This is a genomic window from Streptomyces sp. NBC_01294, from assembly GCF_035917235.1.
GTDB lineage: Bacteria > Actinomycetota > Actinomycetes > Streptomycetales > Streptomycetaceae > Streptomyces > Streptomyces caledonius.
This window is the reverse complement of the sequence record NZ_CP108423.1, coordinates 5661106-5683549: the sequence shown is the minus strand read 5'-3', so window position 1 is coordinate 5683549 and position 22444 is coordinate 5661106. Positions and strand designations below refer to the sequence as shown.

The 22444-nt window shown below is 71.2% G+C and carries 21 protein-coding genes and 1 pseudogene; 11 read left to right on the top strand and 11 right to left on the bottom strand.

What is annotated here, in order from left to right; genetic code table 11:
* Window positions 1-232: 232 nt before the first annotated feature.
* The gene (locus OG534_RS25660; RefSeq protein WP_326591022.1) at window positions 233-2305 is read right to left on the bottom strand and encodes a bifunctional glycosyltransferase 87/phosphatase PAP2 family protein; all 2073 of its coding nucleotides are present in this window, start codon (window positions 2303-2305) and stop codon (window positions 233-235) included.
* A 107-nt stretch (window positions 2306-2412) separates the two neighbouring features.
* On the opposite strand from OG534_RS25660, the gene OG534_RS25655 reads away from it, so the two are divergent.
* Complete coding sequence (locus tag OG534_RS25655) at window positions 2413-2757, top strand: antibiotic biosynthesis monooxygenase family protein (RefSeq protein WP_326591020.1); 345 nt, start codon at window positions 2413-2415, stop codon at window positions 2755-2757.
* A 163-nt stretch (window positions 2758-2920) separates the two neighbouring features.
* On the opposite strand, the gene OG534_RS25650 is transcribed toward OG534_RS25655, so the two are convergent.
* Window positions 2921-3316, bottom strand: coding sequence for a nuclear transport factor 2 family protein (locus tag OG534_RS25650; protein ID WP_326591018.1), 396 nt, complete (start codon window positions 3314-3316; stop codon window positions 2921-2923).
* A gap of 108 nt (window positions 3317-3424) precedes the next feature.
* Between OG534_RS25650 and OG534_RS25645 the strand changes: the two genes are divergently transcribed.
* On the top strand, window positions 3425-3943 hold the full coding sequence (locus OG534_RS25645) for a GNAT family N-acetyltransferase (protein WP_326591016.1): 519 nt from the start codon (window positions 3425-3427) through the stop codon (window positions 3941-3943).
* 64 nt (window positions 3944-4007) lie between these two features.
* On the opposite strand, the gene OG534_RS25640 is transcribed toward OG534_RS25645, so the two are convergent.
* On the bottom strand, window positions 4008-6077 hold the full coding sequence (locus tag OG534_RS25640; protein ID WP_326591014.1) for an MFS transporter: 2070 nt from the start codon (window positions 6075-6077) through the stop codon (window positions 4008-4010).
* A 189-nt stretch (window positions 6078-6266) separates the two neighbouring features.
* Here OG534_RS25640 and OG534_RS25635 point away from each other — a divergent pair, with 189 nt between their 5' ends.
* Both OG534_RS25635 and OG534_RS25630 read left to right on the top strand, forming a co-directional pair.
* Window positions 6267-7148 (top strand): peptidoglycan-binding domain-containing protein, encoded by an 882-nt coding sequence (locus OG534_RS25635; protein ID WP_326591013.1) that lies wholly within the window; start codon window positions 6267-6269, stop codon window positions 7146-7148.
* 141 nt (window positions 7149-7289) lie between these two features.
* Window positions 7290-7970, top strand: coding sequence for an HAD-IA family hydrolase (locus OG534_RS25630; RefSeq protein ID WP_326591011.1), 681 nt, complete (start codon window positions 7290-7292; stop codon window positions 7968-7970).
* Between the two features lie 1304 nt (window positions 7971-9274).
* Here the strand turns inward: OG534_RS25630 and OG534_RS25625 are convergent.
* The 3 genes and pseudogenes from OG534_RS25625 to OG534_RS25620 form a co-directional block, all read right to left on the bottom strand.
* A pseudogene (locus OG534_RS25625) lies at window positions 9275-9721 on the bottom strand (DinB family protein); the annotation flags it as partial.
* Entirely contained in the window at window positions 9722-9898 is a 177-nt protein-coding gene (locus OG534_RS38725) for a hypothetical protein (protein WP_442807151.1), read from the bottom strand. It abuts the pseudogene before it with no gap.
* A gap of 121 nt (window positions 9899-10019) precedes the next feature.
* Entirely contained in the window at window positions 10020-10601 is a 582-nt protein-coding gene (locus OG534_RS25620; RefSeq protein WP_326591009.1) for a TMEM165/GDT1 family protein, read from the bottom strand.
* 788 nt (window positions 10602-11389) lie between these two features.
* Here OG534_RS25620 and OG534_RS25615 point away from each other — a divergent pair.
* From OG534_RS25615 to OG534_RS25600, 4 genes are all read left to right on the top strand, one after another.
* Entirely contained in the window at window positions 11390-12034 is a 645-nt protein-coding gene (locus OG534_RS25615) for an HNH endonuclease family protein (RefSeq protein WP_326593835.1), read from the top strand.
* A 93-nt stretch (window positions 12035-12127) separates the two neighbouring features.
* Entirely contained in the window at window positions 12128-13786 is a 1659-nt protein-coding gene (locus OG534_RS25610) for an alkaline phosphatase D family protein (protein WP_326591007.1), read from the top strand.
* Window positions 13787-13973: 187 nt separating this feature from the next.
* Window positions 13974-14606: a DedA family protein gene (locus OG534_RS25605; RefSeq protein ID WP_326591006.1), complete on the top strand. Its 633-nt coding sequence runs from the start codon at window positions 13974-13976 to the stop codon at window positions 14604-14606.
* 226 nt (window positions 14607-14832) lie between these two features.
* Complete coding sequence (locus OG534_RS25600) at window positions 14833-15360, top strand: hypothetical protein (protein WP_326591005.1); 528 nt, start codon at window positions 14833-14835, stop codon at window positions 15358-15360.
* A gap of 102 nt (window positions 15361-15462) precedes the next feature.
* On the opposite strand, the gene OG534_RS25595 is transcribed toward OG534_RS25600, so the two are convergent.
* Window positions 15463-15687 carry a DUF2277 family protein gene (locus OG534_RS25595; RefSeq protein WP_326591004.1) on the bottom strand — a complete coding sequence of 75 codons (225 nt, stop codon included), beginning with the start codon at window positions 15685-15687 and terminating at the stop codon, window positions 15463-15465.
* Window positions 15688-15702: 15 nt separating this feature from the next.
* Window positions 15703-16416 carry a TRADD-N-associated membrane domain-containing protein gene (locus OG534_RS25590; protein ID WP_326591003.1) on the bottom strand — a complete coding sequence of 238 codons (714 nt, stop codon included), beginning with the start codon at window positions 16414-16416 and terminating at the stop codon, window positions 15703-15705.
* Window positions 16417-16514: 98 nt separating this feature from the next.
* Between OG534_RS25590 and OG534_RS25585 the strand changes: the two genes are divergently transcribed.
* Window positions 16515-17861, top strand: a complete 1347-nt coding sequence (locus OG534_RS25585) for a TerD family protein (RefSeq protein WP_326591002.1) — start codon at window positions 16515-16517, stop codon at window positions 17859-17861.
* A 94-nt stretch (window positions 17862-17955) separates the two neighbouring features.
* Window positions 17956-18030 carry a 50S ribosomal protein bL37 gene (locus OG534_RS38720; protein WP_100661309.1) on the top strand — a complete coding sequence of 25 codons (75 nt, stop codon included), beginning with the start codon at window positions 17956-17958 and terminating at the stop codon, window positions 18028-18030.
* Window positions 18031-18108: 78 nt separating this feature from the next.
* Here OG534_RS38720 and OG534_RS25580 read toward each other — a convergent pair whose 3' ends face one another.
* Complete coding sequence (locus tag OG534_RS25580) at window positions 18109-18297, bottom strand: hypothetical protein (protein ID WP_326591001.1); 189 nt, start codon at window positions 18295-18297, stop codon at window positions 18109-18111.
* A 34-nt stretch (window positions 18298-18331) separates the two neighbouring features.
* Window positions 18332-18946, bottom strand: a complete 615-nt coding sequence (locus tag OG534_RS25575) for a DUF4389 domain-containing protein (protein ID WP_326591000.1) — start codon at window positions 18944-18946, stop codon at window positions 18332-18334.
* A 425-nt stretch (window positions 18947-19371) separates the two neighbouring features.
* Between OG534_RS25575 and OG534_RS25570 the strand changes: the two genes are divergently transcribed.
* The gene (locus OG534_RS25570) at window positions 19372-19674 is read left to right on the top strand and encodes a hypothetical protein (RefSeq protein ID WP_326590999.1); all 303 of its coding nucleotides are present in this window, start codon (window positions 19372-19374) and stop codon (window positions 19672-19674) included.
* A gap of 1210 nt (window positions 19675-20884) precedes the next feature.
* Here the strand turns inward: OG534_RS25570 and OG534_RS25565 are convergent.
* Window positions 20885-21076, bottom strand: coding sequence for a DUF1059 domain-containing protein (locus OG534_RS25565; protein WP_326590998.1), 192 nt, complete (start codon window positions 21074-21076; stop codon window positions 20885-20887).
* Window positions 21077-22444: the final 1368 nt, after the last annotated feature.

Below are 22444 nucleotides of genomic sequence, written 5' to 3'. Positions count from 1 at the left end.
CCCCCGCCACGGCGACCGGCAGCGCGGCCCGGACGTACAGGGTGCACCTGCCCGTACGCGTTCTCGTACGCGTGCTCGTGCTCGTACGCCTGCTCCTACGCGTGGGCGTCCTCATGGGGATTCTCGTCTCTCCCCGAGGTCTGCTGTCCACGCTCCCCGTCACGGGAAACGGCCTTGGCGCGCCCATCCCATGATGCGTGTGACGGGTGCGGCGCGCCATCCAAGACCGGTGCTACGAGCGGGCGCGCGCCGACGGCACCCGTCGCACGGACTTCCCGTCCGCGCCCGTGTCCCCCGCGCCCGTGCCCGTGTCCCCCGCGCCCTCCGTGCTCGCGGCGGCCCGCTGCACCGGCAGCTTCACCTGCAGACCCCGCGGCCCGGACAGCACGTACACGAGCCCGAAGCCGGCGGTCACGACGAGCGCGCCGCCCACCGCGTCCAGCACCCAGTGGTTGGCGGTGGCGACGATCGCGCACACCGTGATCAGCGGGTGCAGCGCGCCGAGCAGCTTCTGCCAGCCCTTCGGCGCCAGCACCACGATCACGATCCCGCACCACAGCGACCAGCCGAAGTGCAGCGAGGGCATCGCCGCGTACTGGTTGGAGATCGCGGTCATGGCCCCGTACGACGGGTTGGCCAGGTCCTGCGGCCCGTGCACGGTGTCGACGAAGCCGAGGCCGGGCATCAGGCGCGGCGGCGCGAGCGGGTACAGCCAGAAGCCTATGAGGGCGAGGACGGTGGCCAGGCCCAGGGAGGCCCGGGCCCAGCGGTAGTCGCCGGGGCGCCGCCAGTACAGGACCGCCAGGATCGTCAGCGGGACCACGAAGTGGAAGGAGGTGTAGTAGAAGTTGAAGAAGGCCTCCAGCCAGGGCGTGTTCACGACGGCGTGGTTCACGGCGTGCTCGATGTCGAGGCCGAGCGCCTGCTCGATCCCGAGGATCTGGTCGGCGTTGCCCTCGGCGAGCGAGCGGCTGGTGGGGGCCGCCGCGCGGATGTGCGAGTAGAGCGAGTAGCCGACCCGTATCAGCAGGAGTTCCAGCAGCAGGTTCGGGCGGGACAGCACGCGCCGCCAGAACGGCAGCAGCGGCACCCGCGACCACCGGGCCGCCGCCGGCCGCCCGTAGTCGGTCGGTACGGGCTCGCGCCAGTACGGCGAGGAGCGCGGCAGGAACGGCACCGCGCAGGCCGCGACGAGCGCGGTGAGCAGCAGTACGTTGTCGCGTACGGGGGCCAGCGCGGCCAGGTTCGGCAGCAGCACCGAGCTCGGCAGGGTCATGGCGAGGACCACGGCCACCGGCCACACGGGCCGGTCGGCGGCCCGCTTTCCCACCTTGCCGGCGACGGCGAGCAGCACCCACAGCAGCTGGTGGCGCCAGCCGGTCGGGGACACGGCCACGGCCACGCAGCCGGTGACGGCGACGGCGAGCAGCAGCTGGCCGTCGCGGGCGTAGCGGACCGCGCGGCGCAGGCCGATCCAGACGATGGCGGCCGCGAGGGCGGCGTAGAGCAGGATCTCGACGGGTCCGGTCAGGCCGAGGCGCAGCAGCGCGCCGTGCACGGACTGGTTGGCGAGGCCGTCGGGGGCGCCGCCGAGGCCGGTGCCGGCCAGGTGCTCCACCCAGTACGTCCAGGAGTCGCGCGGCATGGCCGCCCAGGACAGCGCGGTGGCTCCGGCGAAGGTCACGGCGGCGGTCCGCGCGGTGGGGCGCCGCCCGGTCAGCCACAGCAGCGGGGCGAAGAGCAGCAGCGCCGGCTGGAGCGCGGCGGCGAGGCCGACGAGGAAGCCCGCGGGCCGGTCGCCGGGCACGCGGAAGACGGCCAGGAGCACCAGCAGCACGGGCAGGACGGCGGTCCGGCCCGGTGAGGCGGCCTCGCGGACGGGCAGCGAGACCATCATCAGGGCCGTCAGCACGGGCGCGGCGAGCAGCGCGGTGCGCCGCGGCACCGGATCGGGCAGGCCGCGCGCGGCGACGAGCCCGATCGCGGCGACGCACAGCAGCGTCACGCAGGTCCAGGCGACCTCCAGCGACGGGGCGGTGAGGCCGACGAGGGGCTTGAGGACCAGCCCGGCGAAGGGGGTGCCGGCGAACTGGCCGGTGTCGTACAGGGACCCGGGGATGCTGCCCGGGAGGTGGAGGCCGCTCAGCCACTCGCCCGGTGGCAGGCGCAGCGCGGCGGCGGCCTGTCTGACGGCGAGGACGCCCACCAGCGCCCACAGGAGGAGGCGTGCCGCCCCGAGCCTGCCGCTATCGCCTATGACCCCGGCATGTCCGTTCGCACCACTGTGCTCTGCCGCGTTAGCCACGCCTCGCCGGCCTCCCGCCCTGTTGACCGCAACCCCGACTTCGCCTGGCTGCCGCGCTTCATTACCCGCAAGACGATATCTCCCGCGGGATACCTAGGATGGCTCCCATGAGCATCGTGAAGATCAACGCACTGACGGTTCCCGCCGAGCAGCGGGAAGTTCTGGAGCGGCGCTTCGCCTCCCGGGCCGGGACGGTGGAGGGTTCCGACGGGTTCGAGTGGTTCGAGCTGCTGCGCCCCGTGGAGGGCACCGACCAGTACCTGGTCTACACGCGGTGGCGTTCGGAGGAGGACTTCCAGGCCTGGATGGAGGGGCCGATGAAGGCCGCTCACCAGGGCGGTCCCGCGGGTGGCGGCGGCGAGGGCGGCGGCGAGCGGCCGAAGCCGGCGGCTTCGGGCTCGACGGTGTGGTCGTTCGAGGTCGTGCAGCAGGCGGCGCCGAAGAAGGCCTGACGCGGCGCGGCGCGGGCGCGGGTGTGCCGGGGCCCGGGAGCGGGCGTGTCCCGGGCTGCGGCACACCGGGAACGGGGCACCGGGCCCTTCGCCCCGCCCCGGTGTGTCGGCTCTCACCCCGGCCGGGCCGCCGGGTCGGGGTCCTCAGCTCCAGAAGGCGTCTTCAGCTCCAGAAGGCGTCTTCCTCGTCGATGTCCGCGGTGCACTGGTCGATGTCGGTGATCTTGTGGCCGACGATCGTGAAGAAGAGCCCTTCGCGGATCTCGATGCCGCGGTCGCCGCGGTCGCCGCGCGCCGTGTGGAAACTCATCACGTGTCCGCGCCCGTCCGCCAGCACCGATTCGAGGTGCACCTGGAAGGTGCCTTTCGTCTCCTCGCCGAGTCGGCGGTAGAAGTCGAGGACGTTCTCCCGCCCCTTGTGGTGCCCGGACAGCGGGTTGCTGCCCGGCACGTGGTGGATGACATCGGCCGTCAGCAGCGTGCTCATCATCTCCATGTCGCCCCTGCCGAAAGCCTCGTAGCCGCGGCGGACCAGGGCACAGTCGGGATGCTCTGACATGGCGTTTCACACCCTCCGGGTATGCACGGTTTTTCCTTTTTCCTATCATCAGCCCGGCCCTGTGGATATTCCACGCGGGAGTCCCGCCGCCCGCTCCACAATGACGCCATGACCACTCAGAGCGCACGCGAGCACCGCACACCCACCACGTCGTGGACCGTGACCCCCGAGCCGTTCACCAGCCCGGACGCCACCGTCCTGCGCCGCGCGTACTACGCCGAGGTCGCCGGCCGGTACTGGAAACGTCAGGTCACCGAGGCCGAGATCGACCAGGGGCTGCTGGACTTCCCGGACGACGGGCTGGCTCCGCCGACGGGGCAGTTCGTCGTCGGCCGGCGGGCCGGCGAGCCACTGGCGTGCGGCGGCATACGCCTGCTCGACCCGCTGACCGCCGAGCTCACCAGGGTGTATGTCGACCAGCGCGCCCGCGGCACCGGCGGCGGGGCGGCGCTGCTCGCGGCCCTGGAGGCGCAGGGCCGCGCCCTGGGCGCCGAGCGGGTCCGGCTGGACACCCGGTCGGATCTCGTGGAGGCCCGCGCGTTGTACGCGCGTCAGGGGTACGCGGAGATACCCGCGTACAGCTCCGGCCCGTATGCGGAGCACTGGTTCGAGAAGCGCCTGGTCTGAGCCGGCGCGCCCGCACTCCTCGGCCCGGGCAAGGGACGGTGCGGGGGGGCTGGCTACCAGGTGTCTAGGGCGCGGCGTGGTCCCGGCGCGGCTCGGCGTCGTAGGGCTCCTCCGCGTCCGATCCGCACAGCTCCGTGTTGATCTCCTGGACCAGTTTGACCAGGTCGGTCGGGCGGTCCGGGCCCCACCAGTCGCCGAGCAGTTCGGCGAGGGACTCCTGCCGGGCCTCGGCGAGCTTCGCGGCGGTCTCGCGTCCCTGGTCGGTCAGGACCAGCGGCAGCCCGTCGCGGACGGCGAGCCCGCGTTCCTCGACCTGGCGGGCGGCGTCCGTGATGACCTTCAGCGGGACGTTGACCCGCTCGGCGAGCATCGCGGGCTCCGCGGAGCCGTACTTGTTGATCCGCAGCAGCAGCCAGCTGGCGGCGGGCAGCAGGTCGTAGCCCGCCTTCGCGGTGATCTTCTCGTAGACGTGGCGGCGGCCCTCGCGGGTGCCGAGGACCGTCAGCGCGCGGGCGACCTCGTCGCGGGAGGAGCGGTGGACGGGGTTGGAGGCCAGGGTCTCGGTCACATCGGGTGCGGTGACCGAGCCGCGGAGCGTGTCCTCCTTCAGGAACCAGGCCACCACGAAGGCGATCAGGACGACGGGGACGGCGTAGAGGAAGACGTCGGTGATGGCGGTGGCGTAGGCGTCGAGCACGCGGGGCTGGAGATCCGCGGGGAGGGCGGTGATGGCCCGGGGGTCGGCCTCCAGCTGCGTGACGTTCACGCCGGGCGGCAGCTTGGCGCCCGCGAGGGCGGCGGTCAGCTTGGTGTCGAGCTCGTTGATGAAGACCGTGCCGAAGATCGCGACGCCGAAGGAGGCGCCGATGGAGCGGAAGAAGGTGGCACCGGAGGTGGCGACGCCGAGGTCGGCGTAGCTGACCGCGTTCTGCACCACCAGGACGAGCACCTGCATGACCAGGCCGAGACCGGCTCCGAAGACGAAGAAGTAGATGCTCATCTCCCAGGTGGAGGTGGTGCGGTGCAACTGGTGCAGGAGGAGCAGGCCCACGGCGGTGACGGCGGTGCCGGCGATCGGGAAGACCTTCCAGCGGCCGGTGCGGCTGACGATCTGGCCGGAGACGGTGGAGGAGAGCAGCATGCCGACCACCATCGGCAGCATGTGGACGCCGGACAGGGTGGGTGAGACGCCCTGGACGACCTGCAGGAAGGTCGGCAGGTAGACCATCGCGCCGAACATCGCGAAACCGACGATGAAGCTGATCACCGAGCAGAGGGTGAAGGTGCGGACGCGGAACAGCCCCAGTGGCAGAACGGGTTCGGCGGCCTTGCGCTCCACCAGGAGGAAGACGGCGAGCAGGACGGCGCCGAGGACGGCGAGACCGATGATCCGGGCCGAGGCCCATCCCCAGGTGCCGCCGAGGGAGGCGATGAGCACGAGGCAGGTGGCGACGCAGGCGATCAGGAAGGTGCCGAGGTAGTCGATGGTGTGCTTCGAGGAGCGCACCGGGATGTGCAGGGCGGTGGCGATGACGACGAGCGCGACGAGACCGATGGGGAGGTTGATGTAGAAGACCCAGCGCCAGGACAGGTGGTCGACGAACACACCGCCGAGCAGGGGGCCCAGCACGCTGGTCGCGCCGAAGACACCGCCGAAGAGGCCCTGGTACTTGCCGCGTTCACGGGGCGGGACGATGTCGCCGACGATCGCCATCGACAGCACGATCAGTCCGCCGCCGCCCAGGCCCTGGAGGGCGCGGAAGCCGATGAGCTGGGGCATGTCCTGGGCGAGCCCGCACAGTGCCGACCCGATCAGGAAGAGGACGATGGCGTACTGGAAGAGCTTCTTGCGTCCGTACTGGTCGCCGAGCTTGCCCCACAGGGGGGTGGCGGCGGTGGCGGCGAGCATGTAGGCGGTGACGACCCAGGAGAGGTGGGACAGGCCGCCGAGCTCGCTGACGATGGTCGGCAGGGCGGTGGAGACGATCGTCTGGTCGAGCGCGGCGATCAGCAGACCCAGCAGCAGGGCACCGATGGAGACGAGCACCTCGCGGGAGGCGTGCTCGCCGGCGGGGTTGGACTTCCGCGGGCCGGGAGGGGAGCCCTCGGCCTTCGTGGTCACATCCTGAGCCATCGGTTCCTCCTCAGGCCGGATCAACATCTCCATCCTGAGCGGTGTGTCCGGTTATGGCCTCTCGGACGGTTGGGAGGGGCTTGACGGGTCTGCATAATCGCAGGCAATGGCCAGGGAGGGAGTCCAGTGAGCGGTGAGCACTGTCCAGATTGCGGCGCTGTCGGCGCCGGCTGCGGGTGTGCGCCGGGTGTGGGTTTCAACCCCTTGCGCATCCGCCCGTACGTGACGTTGCCCGACCCGGGCGAGCCGGACACCCCGGCGTCCCCGCCGCCGGTGTCCGGCGTGGTGGCCCCGACCCCGCCCCCGGCCCCGCACCCGGTGGCGGCGGAGGACGACACCCCGGCGTACGGGATACCCGGGATACCCGTACCGCCGGTGGACGGGCCGTGGCAGGCAGGGCCGGAGCATGCGCCGCGCCCGGCCGAGACGGTCCAGCTCCGGACGGTCCCGGAGGCCGGATACACGTACGAGCCAGGCGGCGGAGGAGGGGGTGGGGGCGGGGGCGGGGGCCCGGAGAAGCGGACCGGCCCGGCCTCCCGACGCCCGCTGGCCGTGCTGCTGGGCGCCGCGTCGGTGGTCGCCCTCAGCGGGACGGCCATGGCGGTGTGGGTGCTCCCGACGTCCGCGGGGAGCGACGCCGCCCTGGCGGACGCGAAGCCGTCCGCGCCCGCGGCGAGCGCCGCCCCGGCCGCGCCGTCCGGGAGCCCGACCACGAGCAGCGCGTCCCGCTCGGCCTCCCCGTCGCCGAGCGCCTCGAAGTCGCCGTCCCCGTCACCGAGCGCGTCCCGTACCTCGGGGCCCCCGTCCCCGCGCCCGTCGCCCAGCGCGAGCCGCTCCTCCAGCCCGCCGCCGCCCGCGCAGGCCCCGATCCTTCGGTACGGGGACTCGGGTCCGGAGGTGGAGAGGCTGCAGCGGCTCCTGGCGGCGCAGGGCCTGTACCGCGGCAAGTTCGACGGGGAGTTCGGCTGGAGGGTGGAGCGGGCCCTGTCCGACTTCCAGTACGACCGGGGCATCGACGACCAGGAATGGGGCTTCTACGGTCCGGTGACCCGCAAGGAGCTGGAGGGATAAGGGACGGGGGTCACACGTCCGCAATTGGCGCGGACCGCCCTTCGTTTTGTATCGTGTAGGAACAAAGTGGTTCCGTCCTCACTCCCTGACCGGTGGACGGAACCACTTGTTCTCTTTTCCCGCCCGTCTGGAGCCCCGCCGATGCCGGCCAGCACCGCCACCACACCCGTCGTCCTCACCGCCAAGGCCCTGCTCCTGGACATGGACGGCACGATCGTCAACTCCGACGCGGTGGTCGAGCGCTGCTGGCGCGACTGGGCGGTCTCCCACGGACTGGACCCGCAGGAGGCCCTCAAGGTGGTCCACGGCCGCCAGGGCTACGCCACCATGGCCGTACTCCTTCCGGACCGCCCGATGGAGGTCAACCACGCCGAGAACGCGGTGATGCTGGCCCGCGAGACGGCCGACACCGACGGCGTGGTCCCGGTCGCGGGCGCCCTGGCCTTCATGGCGGCGCTCGACGGCCTGCCGCACGCCCTGGTCACCTCCGCCGACGCCGCCCTGGCCGAGGCCCGGATGACCGCCGCCGCCCTGCCGATGCCGAAGGTACGGGTCACGGCCGAGTCCGTCGCGGCCAGCAAGCCCGACCCGGAGGGCTTCCTCAAGGGCGCCGCGGCGCTGGGCGTGGACCCGGCCGACTGCATCGTCTTCGAGGACTCGGCCGCGGGCATCAGCGCCGGCCAGGCGGCGGGCATGCGCGTGATCGGCGTCGGCCCCCGCGCAGCCGCCCACGCCCCCACGGTCCACGTCCCGGACCTGACGACCCTCAACGTCACCACCACCCCCGACGGCACGATCGAGATAACCCTCCGCGGGGCGTAGGGGGCGGGCGGGGCTTCGGGGGCCCGCTCCGGCGTGGCGGGGCGGAACAAGCCCGCGCGGCGGAGGCTTCGAGCGGCGCACACCCTACGGGGCTGACGACCTGCGCAGCGGCGGCTTCGGACGGCGGGGTGCCCATGAGCGGCATCAGGTCGTGCGGCCGTGGCTTCGGGGTGCCTGATTCCCTCACCCGGTATCAGGGATGGTTTGGGGGTTTCCCGTCAGTCTCATCGTCTCTCCGTGGCGGGCCGGTCCCTCAAGGGCGCTCCTTCGTCGCGTCGCTGCGCGATGGCCTACGGCCACCCTTGACCGACCGACCCGCCACGGAAATCCGAAGACCGACGGGAACCCCCCAAAGGAACGGGCCGGCCATTCCTTATCCAGGGACGGGGCGGCCAGCGACCCCCAGGCAGGTCGGGGGTAGCGCACCACATCGCTACGCGCTCCTCACATCTCAGCGTCCGCCGACCGCCTGCGGGTGATCAAACGCGTCAGATCGCTACACACGCCTTCCATCTCGGCGTCTGCGATCCGTCTTGGGCTGGTCAGGCGCGTCAGATCGCTACGCGCTCCCCGATGAGGGCGGCCGGCGGCCGTCTGCGGTCGGACATAAGTCGCCCACGCACCTTCAACGTGCACAATCGGGGCGTCCGACGGCCGCACGGGGAGAAAAGGCGCCCGACAACGGCTATTCCGATGTGTACCCGGGTCTGGCGGCTCGAACAGTCGGAAAGGCCAGAGGAATGCCCCAATTGCCCATGTTTGGACGTCTTTTTGTGATGTCACCCCCGCCCTGACCGGGGTACACCTCGGCTGAGCCGAGGATTCGCCCCTCATCAGCCCCAGACGGCCGTCAGTCGCCCTCGTTGCGAAGCGCGTAGCGATCGGTGGCGGCTTATGTCCGGCCACAGACGGACTGCAGCCGCTGAGACGTGCGGGGCGCGTAGCGATCGGACGCGCTCCGGGCTCCGCCCGGGGGTCGCTGGCCGCCCCGTCCCTGGATAAGGAATGGCCGGCCCGTTCCTTTGGGGGGGTTCCCGTCGGTCTTCGGATTTCCGTGGCGGGTCGGTCGGTCAAGGGTGGCCGCAGGCCATCGCGCAGCGACGCGACGAAGGAGCGCCCTTGACGGACCGGCCCGACACGGAGAGACGATGAGACTGACGGGAAACCCCCAAACCATCCCTGATGCTGAGTGAGGGAATCAGGCCCCCGAAGCCACCGCCGCACCATCCGATCCCGCCCCACGGGCTCCCGCCACCCGAACCGCCCCGCACCTCCCCGCCGCCGAAGCCCCGGCCGGCCGGCCCCTACTGCCCCACGCGCCCGTCGATGCGTTCCCGTAGGAAGTCCGCGTGGCCGTTGTGGCGGGCGTACTCCTCGATCATGTGGACCAGGACCTCGCGGAGTTCCATCGGCTCACCGGAGTTGTCGCCGGTGACGTCCAGGCTGGGGGCCTGTGCGACGAGTTGTTCCGCGAAGGCGACTTCGGAGCGCCAGGTCGCCCATGCGTCCGCGACGACAGCCGGGTCGGCGACCGCGCCGGTGAACTCCCCCGCGCGGTCACCTTCCGAGCGGTAGTGCCGGCGTACGTCCTCGCCTGCCATGACCTGCCGGAACCAGTGCTGCTCCACACCCGCGAGGTGACGTACGAGGCCCAGCAGGGACAGATTGGAAGGTTCCACCGAGCGCCGTGCGAGGGCCTCCGCGTCGAGACCCGCGCACTTGAGTTCCAGCGTCAGCCGCTGGTCGCGCAGCTAGCCGGCGAGCACGGCTCGCTCGCCCTGGAAGCCGCCGTCGGTCCGGGTGTCCTCGTCGGGGTGGACGAACATGTTGGACCAGCCGAATTGCCGGTCCGACGGGGCCACCGGCTCGGGATCGCGCTCGGGCGCGTGGTCGGCGGAGGGGCCCGTGGGGGCGGTGGTGTCGGTCACGCGCACGAGCGTGATCGTTGCGCGCGCCTCCCGCAACGGAATATCCGCCGCCGCTCCGACCCGCACCCGACCCGCCGTTCCGACCCGTCGCTCGGAGCCCCGGCCAACCCCGCCCGTCCTCTCAGCCCGCGATCGCCTCGTACAGCGAGAAGACGGCCAGCGCCGCCATCACCGCGGCTGCGATCTTGGTGATCAGCCGCAGCGGTACGTACTTCATCAGGGTGCGCCCGCCCAGGATGCCGATGCCCGCGACCGCCCACAGGGCCAGTACGGCGCCGATACCGATGGAGACCGGGTCGTCGTAGCGTGCGGCGAGGTTGGCGGTCATGATCTGGGTCAGGTCGCCGAACTCCGCCACCAGGATCAGCATGAAGCCCGCCCCCGAGACCTTCCAGAAGGACTGGTCGGCGGGCGGCTTGACCTCCTCCTCCCCGTCGTCCTTCTTCAGGAGCAGCATCGCCGCGCCCACGAGGAAGAGGATGCCGACGACGGCCTGGACGAGCCGGTGCGGGAGCAGGGTGAGCACGCTGCCCGCCGCGATGGCGAGGGCGACGTGTACGGCGAAGGCGGCGGCGACGCCCGCGAAGACGTACGAGGCGCGGTAGCGCGTGCCGAGCATCAGGCCGGCGAGGGCCGTCTTGTCGGGGAGTTCCGCAAGGAAGACGACGCCGAAGGCGATCGCCGTGATGCTGAAGCTGAACACGGGGGTGGAACCTCAATCGGTCGGGCAGGACGCCATCGGGACCGAGAGACCTGGGGTGTATCAGGGGTCGCTTCGGCTCGGCGGCGCCCTGGCGTGCGTATGCGCGTGCGGAACGCGCCTACACCTGAAAAGGACACTGCGGCCGAAGGTCTCGCTGGCCGACCGCTGTCCGCGGTCTGCCTCCGGGCGCCGGCTGGGGTGACCCAGCAGTATGTCGACGGTCCGGCGAAGAGCTACTCCCCTTCTGCTCCGAACAGAATACGCGACACGCGTGGCGTGCCGGAATGGGTCTTTGGTCCATCACCTCAGGTCCCGCCCCGTGCACCTCAGGTGCCCCACCGTGCACCTCAGGTCCCGTCCCGTGCACCGCCGGTCCCGCACCGCGTCACCCCACTGCCCCGCGCCACCCCACACCGCCCCGCCGCACCCGGGAAGCACCCCGCAGCGCCATCCAGCTCCGCCCAGCACCCCGCCGTAGCCCGCACTGCCCCACCACACCCGCTCCATCCCACCCCGCCCCACCCTGCCCCGCTCTGCCCCAGCCCGCCCCCGTATGCCCCCGTATGCCCCACCCCTATACCCCCCGCGGCCGCCTCATCAGCCCCTGCAGCCACGGAATCTCAACTTCCACTTAAAACCGGGGCGTTGCTCGACTTGATGTGACGTGCTCATGTCGCCACGCTGTCACCTGGCGCCCATCCCCGCGACATCCGGCGCCGCCAGCATGGCCAGGCCCCGCCGGGGCCGTACGGCCGCACCCCCACACCCAGGGAGCCCCCATGGCACTCATACCCAGCGTCTACGCGCGTCGAATTGGCGTGCTCGCGTCAGCAGCTGCCCTCGCCGCGCTCACGTCCCTCCTGAACGCCCCGACCGCCCAGGCCGCACCGCCCACCCCCATGAGCGCCTCGGCCGCCCGCTCGTACCTGGCGACGGTCACGCCGAAGGCGGAAGGGTCCACCAGCGGCTACAACCGGGACCTCTTCCCGCACTGGAGCACCGTCTCCGGCAGCTGCAACACCCGCGAGACCGTCCTCAAGCGGGACGGCGTGAACGTGGGGCAGGACTCCGCCTGCGCCGCCGTGAGCGGAAGCTGGTACTCCGAGTACGACGGCGCCACCTGGACGGCGGCCTCCGACCTCGACATCGACCACGTCGTCGCCCTCGCCGAGGCCTGGCGTTCCGGTGCCAGCTCCTGGACCACCACCAAGCGCCAGCAGTTCGCCAACGACCTCACCCGCCCGCAGCTCATCGCGGTCACCGACAACGTCAACCAGGCCAAGGGCGACCTCGACCCCGGCAAGTGGCTGCCGCCGCGGACGGCCTACCGTTGTGCGTATGCGCGGATGTGGGTCCACGTGAAGCAGCACTGGGGCCTGAGCATGGACTCCGGTGAGAAGACGGCCCTGGTCAACATCCTCAACGGCTGCTGACAAGTCGGCCGATCTTTCCCCCGCCAGGGGGAGGCGTGGCTCCCCCTCCCCGTCGTAACGTGATCGAAAGGGCTACGGAGGAGGGGGAGTTGCATGGCCGGACTGCGTCTGGGGCCGCTGCTGCGCTACGTCGACTGGGACACGGGCGGGTCTGCCACGATATGGGTCGAGGCGGACCGCCCGTGCACGGCCGAGGTGCGGTGCGCCGACGGGGCCGGCGGCAGTGCGCGCACCTTCCAGATAGCCGGTCACCACTACGCGCTGGTGCCGGTGACCGGCCTGACCCCGGGCGCGACGACGGCGTATGAGGTGCTGCTCGACGGCCGGCAGGTGTGGCCGCTGCCCGACAGCGGCTTCCCGCCGAGCACGATCACCGCTCCGGCCGTGGCGGGCTCCGGCCGGCCCTCGCCCGGGCTGCGCGTCACGTTCGGTTCCTGCCGGCAGGCCGCGCCGCCGGCCGGCCGGCACGGGCCGCACGGCGCGGACGCGCTCGACACCCTCGCGGCGCGGCTGGCCGCCGATCCGGAGGCGGTGCGCCCGGACGTCCTGCTGCTGCTCGGCGACCAGGTGTACGCCGACGCGCTGTCCAAGGAGACCCGGCAGTGGCTCGCGGCCCGGCGGGATCTGCGGGAGCCGCCCGGCGCCCAGGTCGCGGACTACGAGGAGTACACGCGGCTGTACTACGAGTCCTGGCTCGACCCGGAGATCCGCTGGCTGCTGTCGACCGTCCCGAGCCTGCACATATTCGACGACCACGACGTCATCGACGACTGGAACACGAGCGCGTCGTGGGTGGCGGAGATGCGGGCGACGCCGTGGTGGCGGGAGCGCGTGCTCAGCGGCCTGATGTCGTACTGGGTGTACCAGCACCTGGGCAATCTCTCGCCCGCCGAGCTGGCGGCCGACGAGCTGTACGGGGCGATACGCCAGACCCCGGACGGTACGGAACCGCTACGGGCCTTCGCGTCCGCGGCGGACGCCGACCCGGCCACGGTGCGCTGGAGCTACCGGCGCGACTTCGGCCGGACCCGCCTGCTGATGGTGGACACCCGGGCCGCGCGGGTGCTGGCCGAGGACGGGCGCGCGATGCTCGATCCGGTGGAGCAGCAGTGGCTCCGGGAGAACGCCCTCGGCGGGCACGGGGGGTTTGACCACCTGCTGATCGGGTCCTCGCTGCCCTGGCTGATGCCGCCGCTGATCCACGATGCCGAGACGTGGAATGCCGCGCTGTGCCGTGGGGAGCGCGGGCCGCGGTGGGCCCGGATCGGGGAGGATCTGCGCCGGCGCAGTGACCTGGAGCACTGGGCGGCGTTCCCGGCCTCGTTCGCGGCGCTGACGGATCTGATCGAGGAGGTGGGGACGGGTCCGCGGGCGCCGGCGACGGTGTGCGTGCTGTCGGGCGACGTCCACCACGCGTATGTGGCCGAGCCTCGAATACCGAGTACGTCCCGGGTGTTCCAGCTGACGTGCTCGCCGGTGCACAATTCCATCCACACCGCGGTGAAGTGGGGATTCCGGTTGGGCTGGTCGCGGACGGGTCGGTGGCTGGGGCGCGGTTTCTCCCTGCACGGGCGGACGGGTCGGCCGCCCGTGAACTGGCGGCGGACGGGTGGGCCCTGGTTCGGGAACCAGCTGATGACGCTCGCGCTGTCCGGGCGGACGGCACGGCTGCGGCTGGACCAGGCGCGCAAGAACCGCGAAGGGGCGCGGCTGGTGACGGTGCTGGACCGGGAGCTCACCGGGACGGAGTAGCGGAATGCGGCGGCCCCCGGCGGTGCGGGGCGGCGCAGTTGACGGGGCGGCGGCGTGGGAACCGCCCCGGGCACCCGGGGCATGAACGCCGGGCGTACGCTGTATGGCTGTCAGCCGCTCCTGCCGCTCCCCGCGACGTCGCGGCGCTTCGTGCCGCAGCACGTCAATCGGACTGGGGAGTCCCGTTTTGTTTGAGACGCTGGGGTCGCTGACCGCGAGCCCATGGATCTACGCCCTGGTGGCGGTGTCCGTCGTGCTCGACGTCTTCCTTCCGGTGCTGCCGAGCGGGGTGCTGGTGATCACCGCTGCCGCGGCCGCGGCGGCGGCCGGTGCGGCGGGGCCGGTGCCCGTGCCCGAGCAGGTGCCGGACATCCTGCTCCTGCTCGTGATCGCCACGACGGCCTCGGTACTGGGTGACATGGCAGCGTTTCGGCTGGCCCGGCGCGGCGGGGCCCGGCTGGACCGGGCCATCGCCCGGTCCCGGCGGCTGACCCGGGCCCATGAGCGCCTCGGCACCGCTCTGGCGCGTGGTGGCGGCGCCCTGGTGGTGATCGCCCGCTTCGCCCCGGCGGGGCGCTCGGTGGTGTCCCTGGGCGCGGGCAAGACCCAGCGCAAGGTGGCGGAGTTCCTGCCGTGGTCGGTCCTGGCGGGCATGGCCTGGGCCGGGTACAGCGTGGCCCTCGGCTACTTCGGCACGCAGTGGCTCGGCACGCAGTGGCTCGGCACCGCGGTCTCGATCGTCGCCCTCTTCGCCGCGGGCGCCGTGGCGGCCTTCCTCGTCCGCCGCCCGCTTCCGCCGACGGCGGCTCCGGCGGCGTAGGCGGGGCTGCGCAGGCAGCGCGGTGCAGGCGGCACTGCGCAGGCCGCGCCGGGAAGACGGAGTCCGCCGTGGGCTCCCCCGGGCGGAGCAGTGGCTCACCCGTTCACCCGGCCCCGATCGCCGCCCCCGCCCCAGGCTCCTAGCGTCCACAGCACGGTGCGCAACCGAATCCGCGTCACATCCGTGCCCTGGCCGCGCCGTTTCGAGGAGCCGAGGAGTTCTCTCCATGCCCGACAAGCCGCCTGCCACGTCGCCCGCCACACCGTCCGCCGCGCTGTCCGTCACGGCGCGTCGCCTGATGACCGTCGCGGCCGCGACCCTCATCGTCGCCGCCGCACCCGCCTCGCTCGCCTACGCCGCCCCCTCAGCCGGCGTCTCCCCCACCAGCGTCGCCCCGGGCGGCCGGGTCGCCCTCAATGTCGACGGCTGCGGCACCAGGACCGGCCGGGCCACGTCGACCGCCTTCGGCGAGGTACGGCTGACCCCCGGCAACCTGGAGGCCACCAACCTGTTCGGCAGTGCCACCGTCCTGAACAACGCAGCCACGGGCACGCACCGCGTCGTCTTCGAGTGCGGCGGCCCCGGCGGTGAGCGCGTCACCGTCTCGCTGCAGGTCACCCCGGGCGCGGCGCGCGGTGGAACGGGCGGCAGCATCGGCTCGATGAGCCCGTGGCAGATCGGCATCGGCGGCACCCTGGCCGCGGGTGCGCTCGGCGCCGGGGTGTGGGTGCTGCGCCGCCGCGCCATGGCCTGACCCGCGGCTACCCCGACGCCTCCGCACCCGGTGGGCCCGCGCGGGCTGCGGGCCCGCGTGCGGCCGACTCCTCCCGTGGCGGCCGCGCGGGCCGCCTCGGGGTCACGCCGGGGCGGCCTGCCCCCGTACGTGCACCCCCTCGAGCAGCGCCGCGGTGGCCTCGGCGACGGCGTCCACCGCCGCCTCGAACACCTCGCGGTTGTGCGCGGCCGGCACCCGGAACCCGGACACCTTCCGTACGTACTGCAGGGCGGCGGCGCGGATCTCCTCCTCCGTCGCCTTCTCGGGGATGGCGGGCGGGCGCAGCGTCTTAATGGATCGGCACATACCTCTACTATCCCGCTACAGGGGCAGCTCGGCCCCGGACAATTTCATGATCAGTCCGGCCTGGAGGCGGGCCCTCAGACCCGGGTCCTCGACCGTTTCCAGCAGCCCGATCGCCTGCTGGGTCGTCTCTGCGGCCCGCCGATCGTCCCGCAGGGAGGCGGTCTGGTCGGCCATGTGCTGGAGCGCGATGTCGGCCCGCCGGTGGAAGAGCTGCCCGATCAGGGTCGTGACCAGGCCCGCCGAGCTCGTGACGATCCCGAGGTACAGCTCCCCTCCGGCTTCGGCCTTCCACACCGACAGCCCCACCCCGACGAGCAGGATCGCCGCACCGACGCCGGCGAACCGCTGGCTCGTCGCGAAGCTGCTGCGCGCCTGGGTCAATCCGTAGGCGTAGTACTCCACCAGGATCGGGGTGAAGTCGTCCCGCCGGTCGCCGAGCCGCGCCGGGAGGCGGGCCGGGGAACGGGGGTGCGGGATCCCGCTGACGTCCTGGAACTTCCCGGCCCCGGGCGCCAGGGAGGGCCCGGCGGGTCCGGTGGGGTCGGAAAGGCCGGCTGCGGCGGGGACAGCGGGGGCGGCCGGCTCGGCGAGGTGCGCGAGCAGCCGCGCCCGTTCCTCGGCCCGCTTCCGTTCGAACCCCGCCCCCAGGGAGCGCTCCAGCAACGTCAGCAGCACCGCGGCCGCGACCACCGCCACGACCACCCCACCCCATGCGAGCCACTCGCCCATCCCCCGACGATCCCACGCCCCGGCGCGACGGCCAAGGGCGCGGAGCGCTGTGGCACAGTGACCGAAAGGCCTTCGGAAGAGCGGGTAGGTGCGCACGCATGCAAGAGCTCGGCAAGGGCGGGAACACGGCCATCGGCGTGGAGCGCATCACCGCCGAACTGCACTGCGCGGGTGACCCCGTCGACCTCAGCGCCCTGTTGGTCGCGGCGGACGGCAGCGTCCGGTCCGACGACGACATGGTCTTCTACAACCAGCCGTCGGCCGAGTCCGGCGCGGTCCGCCACCTCGCCGCCGATGCCGGTGGACCGGAGCGCATCGAGGTGACGCCGGGGGGCCTGCCCGCCGATGTGGACCGGGTGGTCCTGATCGGCAGTTGCGATCCCGACGACGCGTCCCGCACCTTCCGCAACGTGCGCGACGTACGGGTCCGTGCCACCCAGGAGGGCGCCGATCCGGTCGATTTCCCGCTCCCGCCCCTCACCGACGGCGAGCGCGCCGTCCTGCTCCTGGAGATCTACCGCCGCGGCCCCGGGTGGAAACTCCGTGCCATCGGCCAGGGATACGCGGACGGCCTCGCGGGGCTGGCCACGGACTTCGGCGTCCAGGTGACCGAGCCGGAACCGGAACCGCCGACCGTGGCAGCGGCGCCCGCCAAGCCGCCCCACGTCACCCCACCCCAACCGGCGCCCCAACCGGCACCGGCACCGGCACCGGCACCGGCACCGGGGACACCAAGCATGATCAAACCCCCTCTGGGCGCGATCAGCCTCGACAAGGGCGGCCAGGCCTCGATCAGCCTGGACAAGCAGGACCGCGAGCTGGTGGTCACCGCCGCCCTGGAGTGGGACGGCGGCAGCGCGCAGCGACGCAAGCGGGGCGCCGACCTCGACCTGTACGCCCTGTTCGTACCGGCGTCGCGCGCGCTGCGCGGCGTCACGCAGCCCGGCACCCTGGTCAAGTCCCGCCATGTCCCCCAGGGCGCCCCCGTGGCCGCCGGGAACGACAGCGGGGACAGCGGGGACGACACCGGCGTCGTCTACTACAAGCAGCTCGGTTCCCTGACCGAGCGGCCCTTCATCCGGCTGGACGGCGATGCTCGCGAGCCGGGCTGCGAGACGCTGCGGATCGTGCGCCCCGCGGAGCAGGGATACGTCCTGCTCTGCGCGTACTCCGCGCTGAGCAACGGCTTCGGCTCGTTCCGCAGCTTCGGGGCGAAGGTGGTCGTCACGGACGGCCGCGGGTCCACGGTCACCGTGCCGCTCTTCGAGAACACCAAGACCCGCTACTGGGTGGCGATCGCCCTGGTCGACTTCACGGACCCGAACGCCGCGGCCATCCACCACATCGAGGCCTACAGCGCCCGCATGACCGAACGCCGTCCGGTCCTCCACGCGGACGGCGCCATCGAGATGAACGGCGGCCCGGTGGAGTTCAAGCGCCCCTGACCCGCAAGGGGACATTCACCGCTGATGCGGATGAACCCTCACGAATCTAGACTGGCCGAGGCATGAACAGTCGCCGACGAGGGAGACCCACATCATGGCCAAGCGAGGCAACAAGCGGCGCGCCCGCAAGAAGAAGAAGGCCAACCACGGCAAGCGCCCCAACGCCTGACCCGAAGGAACGACCCCCGACCGCACCCGGTCGGGGGTCTTCCCACGGCCCTACGCGAACGGCCCCGCCCGGACGAAGTCACCGCTTCATGGCCCGGTAGCGCTTGAGGAGTGCGGTGATCTTCCCCGGCTCCGCCCCGCCGTTCAGCTCGGTCAGGAGGTCGTCCGGGCAGAACTCGTAGTGGTCGCCCCACCAGCGCCGCCCTTTGCTGTCCCAGATGCGGTAGCCGCCGGGTACGCCTCTGGCCACGTAGCGCCGCCTGCTCACGCCCGCACTCCGCCGTGGGTGGTACGCAAGGTCTTCACCCTCCGCCCGCCGGCGCCACCGCTCCCGCGATGGGCTCGTTGCCGCCCATGTCCAGCCGGAACGGCGGGTACTTGTCGGTCATGAGGGACGCGTAGACGAACACCCGCAGCGTCCAGCGCAGCAGGCCCATGAGGAAGTCGAACAGGTCCCGCGGATAGGTCCCGGTACACGTCAGGATCACCACGGCGATGAGCGAGAGCACGCCCATGAGCCCGGAGGCGAACGGACTGTAGTCCTCGAGGTACCGGAACACACCCCAGCCGCTGGTGATCAGTATCGCGATCACCAGGAGCTGCGGGATGACCAGCAGCCACTTGACCAGGACCAGTCCGCGGGACAGCCGCTCGGGATAGGAGACATCGACCTGTATCGGATAGCCGGGCACCTCTTTCAGGGTGAACGGCGGATAGGCGTCGGTGCCGAGCACCACGGAGGAGTAGTAGCTGACGCGCATGTTCCAGCGTATGACGCCGACATTGAAGCGGAATAGCGCCCGGGGATACCTGCCGGTGACGAGGATGCTGAAGAACGCGACGACACTCAGCAGCAGGAACGCGACCTGCAGGAAAATCAGGACGATGTAGTGCGGGATGGCGAGGATCCACTTCACCAACCACTTCCATCGACTGAGCCGGGGGTCCAGGGTCGCTTTGATACACACGGGATGAATGGGAGCGGGAAACATCGCCACCACATCCTTTCTCGCAGGGACAATGGTAAATGTGCCCGCACATCGCCTCACCAGAACCGTTCTAAACAATGCAGGCGGGCCGGGCCACTTGTACGGCATGAGCCGCACCACAATTAACCCCCGCCATATACGTCCCGTCACGCCCCTGGATTGCGTGACTTGACGGATGGAAGCGGACCACCACCGAGACCGCCAGGCCAGCCGCCACCAGCACGGATGCAAGCTCGGCCCGACACATCACCCGTGTCAAGCCACGACATTCCGCGGCATGACGCGAGCCCTCCGATCGATTCCCCTGGACATGAAACGGGGAATTTCAGACGCCAAGAGGGCAGGAGATTCAGGTGCAGATCATTGCCATCATTCTCGCCGCTGTCACCGCGGCAGCCACCAGCATCGCCTACATTCGAAATGCGTCGGCCGGCAGCCAAGGGCAACCCATACCCGTGCTCTTCGTCCGCCTCAGCCATGTCCCGCTCTGGGTCGACCTGGTCTGCTACCCGGCCTGGTTCGCCAGCGCGCTCCTCCTCGCCTTCGCGCTGCCGGCATGGGCGGCCATGACCGTCTACTGCCTGGCAGCAGTACTCCCCTGGGAGTTGATGCGACGTCACCACAACCGCCGATTCAAAACCAGCGCCCCCGCCTGACGCAGCCGCACCGACCGCGCGCCGCGCCGCTCAGGAAGGGCACTCGGCACTCCTCGACCTCGGTACGACAAACCGCACTACTGAGGTACGACGACCCGGGCGCCTAACGCAAGGACGCCTCAGCTGAGTTCCGTCTGTTGCCAGGGCCGAGGCCAGTTTCCGGACGGTGGGGGCGGTCCCGCGATCCCGAGGTCGCGTCGCGCGCACGCATAGAACGCATCACGTGCTTGGCTCACCCTCTTCTCGGCGCTCGCCCACCCGGCAGGGTCGTCCCTGAGCCCCCGCGCGTACAACTCGACGTTCCATACCGCTTCGTGCCATGCACGGGCCGCTCCAATGGCTTCGGCATCCCCCACGAGCAGCACCGATTCCCACTCGGCTGCGCGCCGGGACTCGGCCTCGGCAAGCTGCGCCAGGCCCTCGCCCGGCTCCAAGGGATCCGCCACGTTCGCAAAACCCCTGGCAGCCCCGATCCGCTGCGCGATGCGTATCTGATGCTTCAAGGTGCTCGCATAACTCGCGTACGTCTGGAACCTCTTCTCGTCCCAGCGCTCGGCCCTCGCCCGGCGCCAACGGCTCCGCTCCGTAAGGCCGGCCACTGCGTACGAGCCGACGGCTCCGATGACAACGCCGATCAGAGCCGGCAGCTGAGCCCACATCCCCACTCATCCCCCATCCACGAGCACAGGCAGTCGACAGCACGATGCCCTGCCTGCGAGCACTGCGGAAGGCAGCTTCCCGCCGCACTGTCCACTCGGAGCCGTCGAATCCCCACACAAAAGACCCCGCCATGGCCGGCGGGGACCCTCTGCACTAGCGGGTGTGGACGGTTTCAACCTCCGACATCTGCTTCGTAAGCTCGCCCGGCTCCCACAGAGCACCTGCACGACCCAGGCCGCATCGCCTGACCCCCACTTGCTTGCAGCGGCCACCGAACCCCGGAATGGTCTCGTCAAAGACAGCCGCCCGGGAGCAGCAGACAGCGCGGACAGGAGGGCGGCGGGCACGGCTCCGGAGGCCTGTGCGTCTCACGCGTTCAGCAGCTCAGGACACAGGTGACAACGTCCGCCGCCTTGCCAGTCCACCGAACAGGCCGCAACTTGCAGGGCCCCAGCTGCCCGCCGCCCACTGCCTATCGGGACCGCAGTGGGGGCGCGTATCGGTATCCGTCTTCTGCCCTCGCGGCCCTCCGCGAACTCAGCCTCGCAAGTCAGGCGTGCTGCGGCACCTCGTCCTTCAGCAGGGTGCGCAGGGTGGCCCGGAACTCCGGCGTGTCGACCTCGCCGTGCACGGACACAGAGTGCTCGGTGGCCGCCCGGACCACTTCTTCTTCCTCGCCCGCGATGGTCAGGGTGCACTTGGCCTCGCTGGGGTAGTCCCTGCAGTCAACGACCTTGCGCATGGCGTACCTCCCGGAGTGGTGCCGCTGCCGCCCTCGTCGACCCCCGGGCGGGGATGCGGATGCGGATGCGGATGCGTTCAGGCTCTCCTTCCACGATCCTCCCTGTGGGCCGAAGACGCGCTCTGGCCAGCGAGGGTCAGCGCTTGCCAGGCAGGCTGACGGGCGCGGACGGTTTCGAACCGCCGACATCTGCTTTGTAAGCTCGCCCAGCATCCGGCCCTCACTGATCAAGCCCAGGACGCACTAGCCCTGCTCGACCGCTTGGAATCGCTGTCGTTCACCCGTGTTGATGTCAGCCGTGGATGTCAGAAGCCGGTCACCACCAAGACCACTTCCTCTTCCGAAGCTCCTGCATCTTCGCCGCGGCTTCCTTCTTCTTGCGCTGCACCCGAGCCCGGGCCGTCCAAGCCCCCTGATGCTGGAAGCACTGGCCAGAGCCCACGTCGGCCGGTCTCGTGCACCGCCCCCCACTCTTCTTCGGAGCCCCGCACTTCGGCTGAGTCACTCCCCCACTACCCCTCCCTGAGCAGCCACAAGGACGCCGGCATCGTCCCGCCCGCCATGCAAGCCGGGAAGGCGCGAACGGGAGCGCAGTGGGGCACACGGCTCCGGAGGCCCCGTGCGTCTCACACGTCTCAGCAGGTCAGAGGCTCAAGGTGCGGCTGAGTGCTGGTCTCCGTCCGCGAATAGGCCACGGCTCGCGGGGCCTCAGGGGATCACCCACTGGAGACGTGTGGGCACAGGGAGCGATGCTCGTACCCGCCTGGCACGCTGTTCCCGACGGCTGCCCAAAAGGGCTTCGACTCAGCGAAATGCCCACCAAGGGTGTGCCAAGACGAGCCTGCGTACTCCAACCGCAACGCGGCCAGGCCAGCTGAGGCCAGGCCGCAACGCTGGTAGTCGGGGAGCGTATAAGGCTCTTCGACCCAAGCGAGACGACAGGCCGAGCAGATCTGGTAGTCGACGCTGAACGCGTACTCGCCTGCCAGGTTCGCAGCCCGCTGCCGCCAACCGGCCCGGTTCGGCGAGAGGGTGTCCTGCCAGGGAGTGTCTAACTCCACCTCGGGTGCTGGTCCCTTGCGCCGGCCGAGTCGGCCTCGGGTCAGCCACTGAACGGCCTCACGCCATGGCTCTCGCCCAGACACCCACCCGATGTCCTGGGCCTGCCCAGCTAGGAGCCTTGCCGCTTGCAAGTTCGGTTCGCTCGTCATGTCTCTGACCATTCCCTGAAATGCCAGGACGGAGCCCTGAGCTTGGGAATCACCGATCTTCGAGCCCCTCGCAGGGCTCTGGCCAGGGACAATGGGTGTCACGGGGAACCCAAGGGCTCCCCGTGACACCCACCATTTACCGTTGTTCCCCGCCCTA

Excerpts from the sequence above, each read along its gene's own strand:
- OG534_RS25655 (WP_326591020.1), top strand. The coding sequence starts at position 2,413 with ATGAGCATCGTGAAGATCAACGCACTGACGGTTCCCGCCGAGCAGCGG.
- OG534_RS25650 (WP_326591018.1), bottom strand. The coding sequence starts at position 3,316 with ATGTCAGAGCATCCCGACTGTGCCCTGGTCCGCCGCGGCTACGAGGCT.
- OG534_RS25645 (WP_326591016.1), top strand. The coding sequence starts at position 3,425 with ATGACCACTCAGAGCGCACGCGAGCACCGCACACCCACCACGTCGTGG.
- OG534_RS25640 (WP_326591014.1), bottom strand. The coding sequence starts at position 6,077 with ATGGCTCAGGATGTGACCACGAAGGCCGAGGGCTCCCCTCCCGGCCCG.
- OG534_RS25630 (WP_326591011.1), top strand. The coding sequence starts at position 7,290 with ATGCCGGCCAGCACCGCCACCACACCCGTCGTCCTCACCGCCAAGGCC.
- OG534_RS25610 (WP_326591007.1), top strand. The coding sequence starts at position 12,128 with ATGGCCGGACTGCGTCTGGGGCCGCTGCTGCGCTACGTCGACTGGGAC.
- OG534_RS25600 (WP_326591005.1), top strand. The coding sequence starts at position 14,833 with ATGCCCGACAAGCCGCCTGCCACGTCGCCCGCCACACCGTCCGCCGCG.
- OG534_RS25595 (WP_326591004.1), bottom strand. The coding sequence starts at position 15,687 with ATGTGCCGATCCATTAAGACGCTGCGCCCGCCCGCCATCCCCGAGAAG.
- OG534_RS25590 (WP_326591003.1), bottom strand. The coding sequence starts at position 16,416 with ATGGGCGAGTGGCTCGCATGGGGTGGGGTGGTCGTGGCGGTGGTCGCG.
- OG534_RS25585 (WP_326591002.1), top strand. The coding sequence starts at position 16,515 with ATGCAAGAGCTCGGCAAGGGCGGGAACACGGCCATCGGCGTGGAGCGC.
- OG534_RS25565 (WP_326590998.1), bottom strand. The coding sequence starts at position 21,076 with ATGCGCAAGGTCGTTGACTGCAGGGACTACCCCAGCGAGGCCAAGTGC.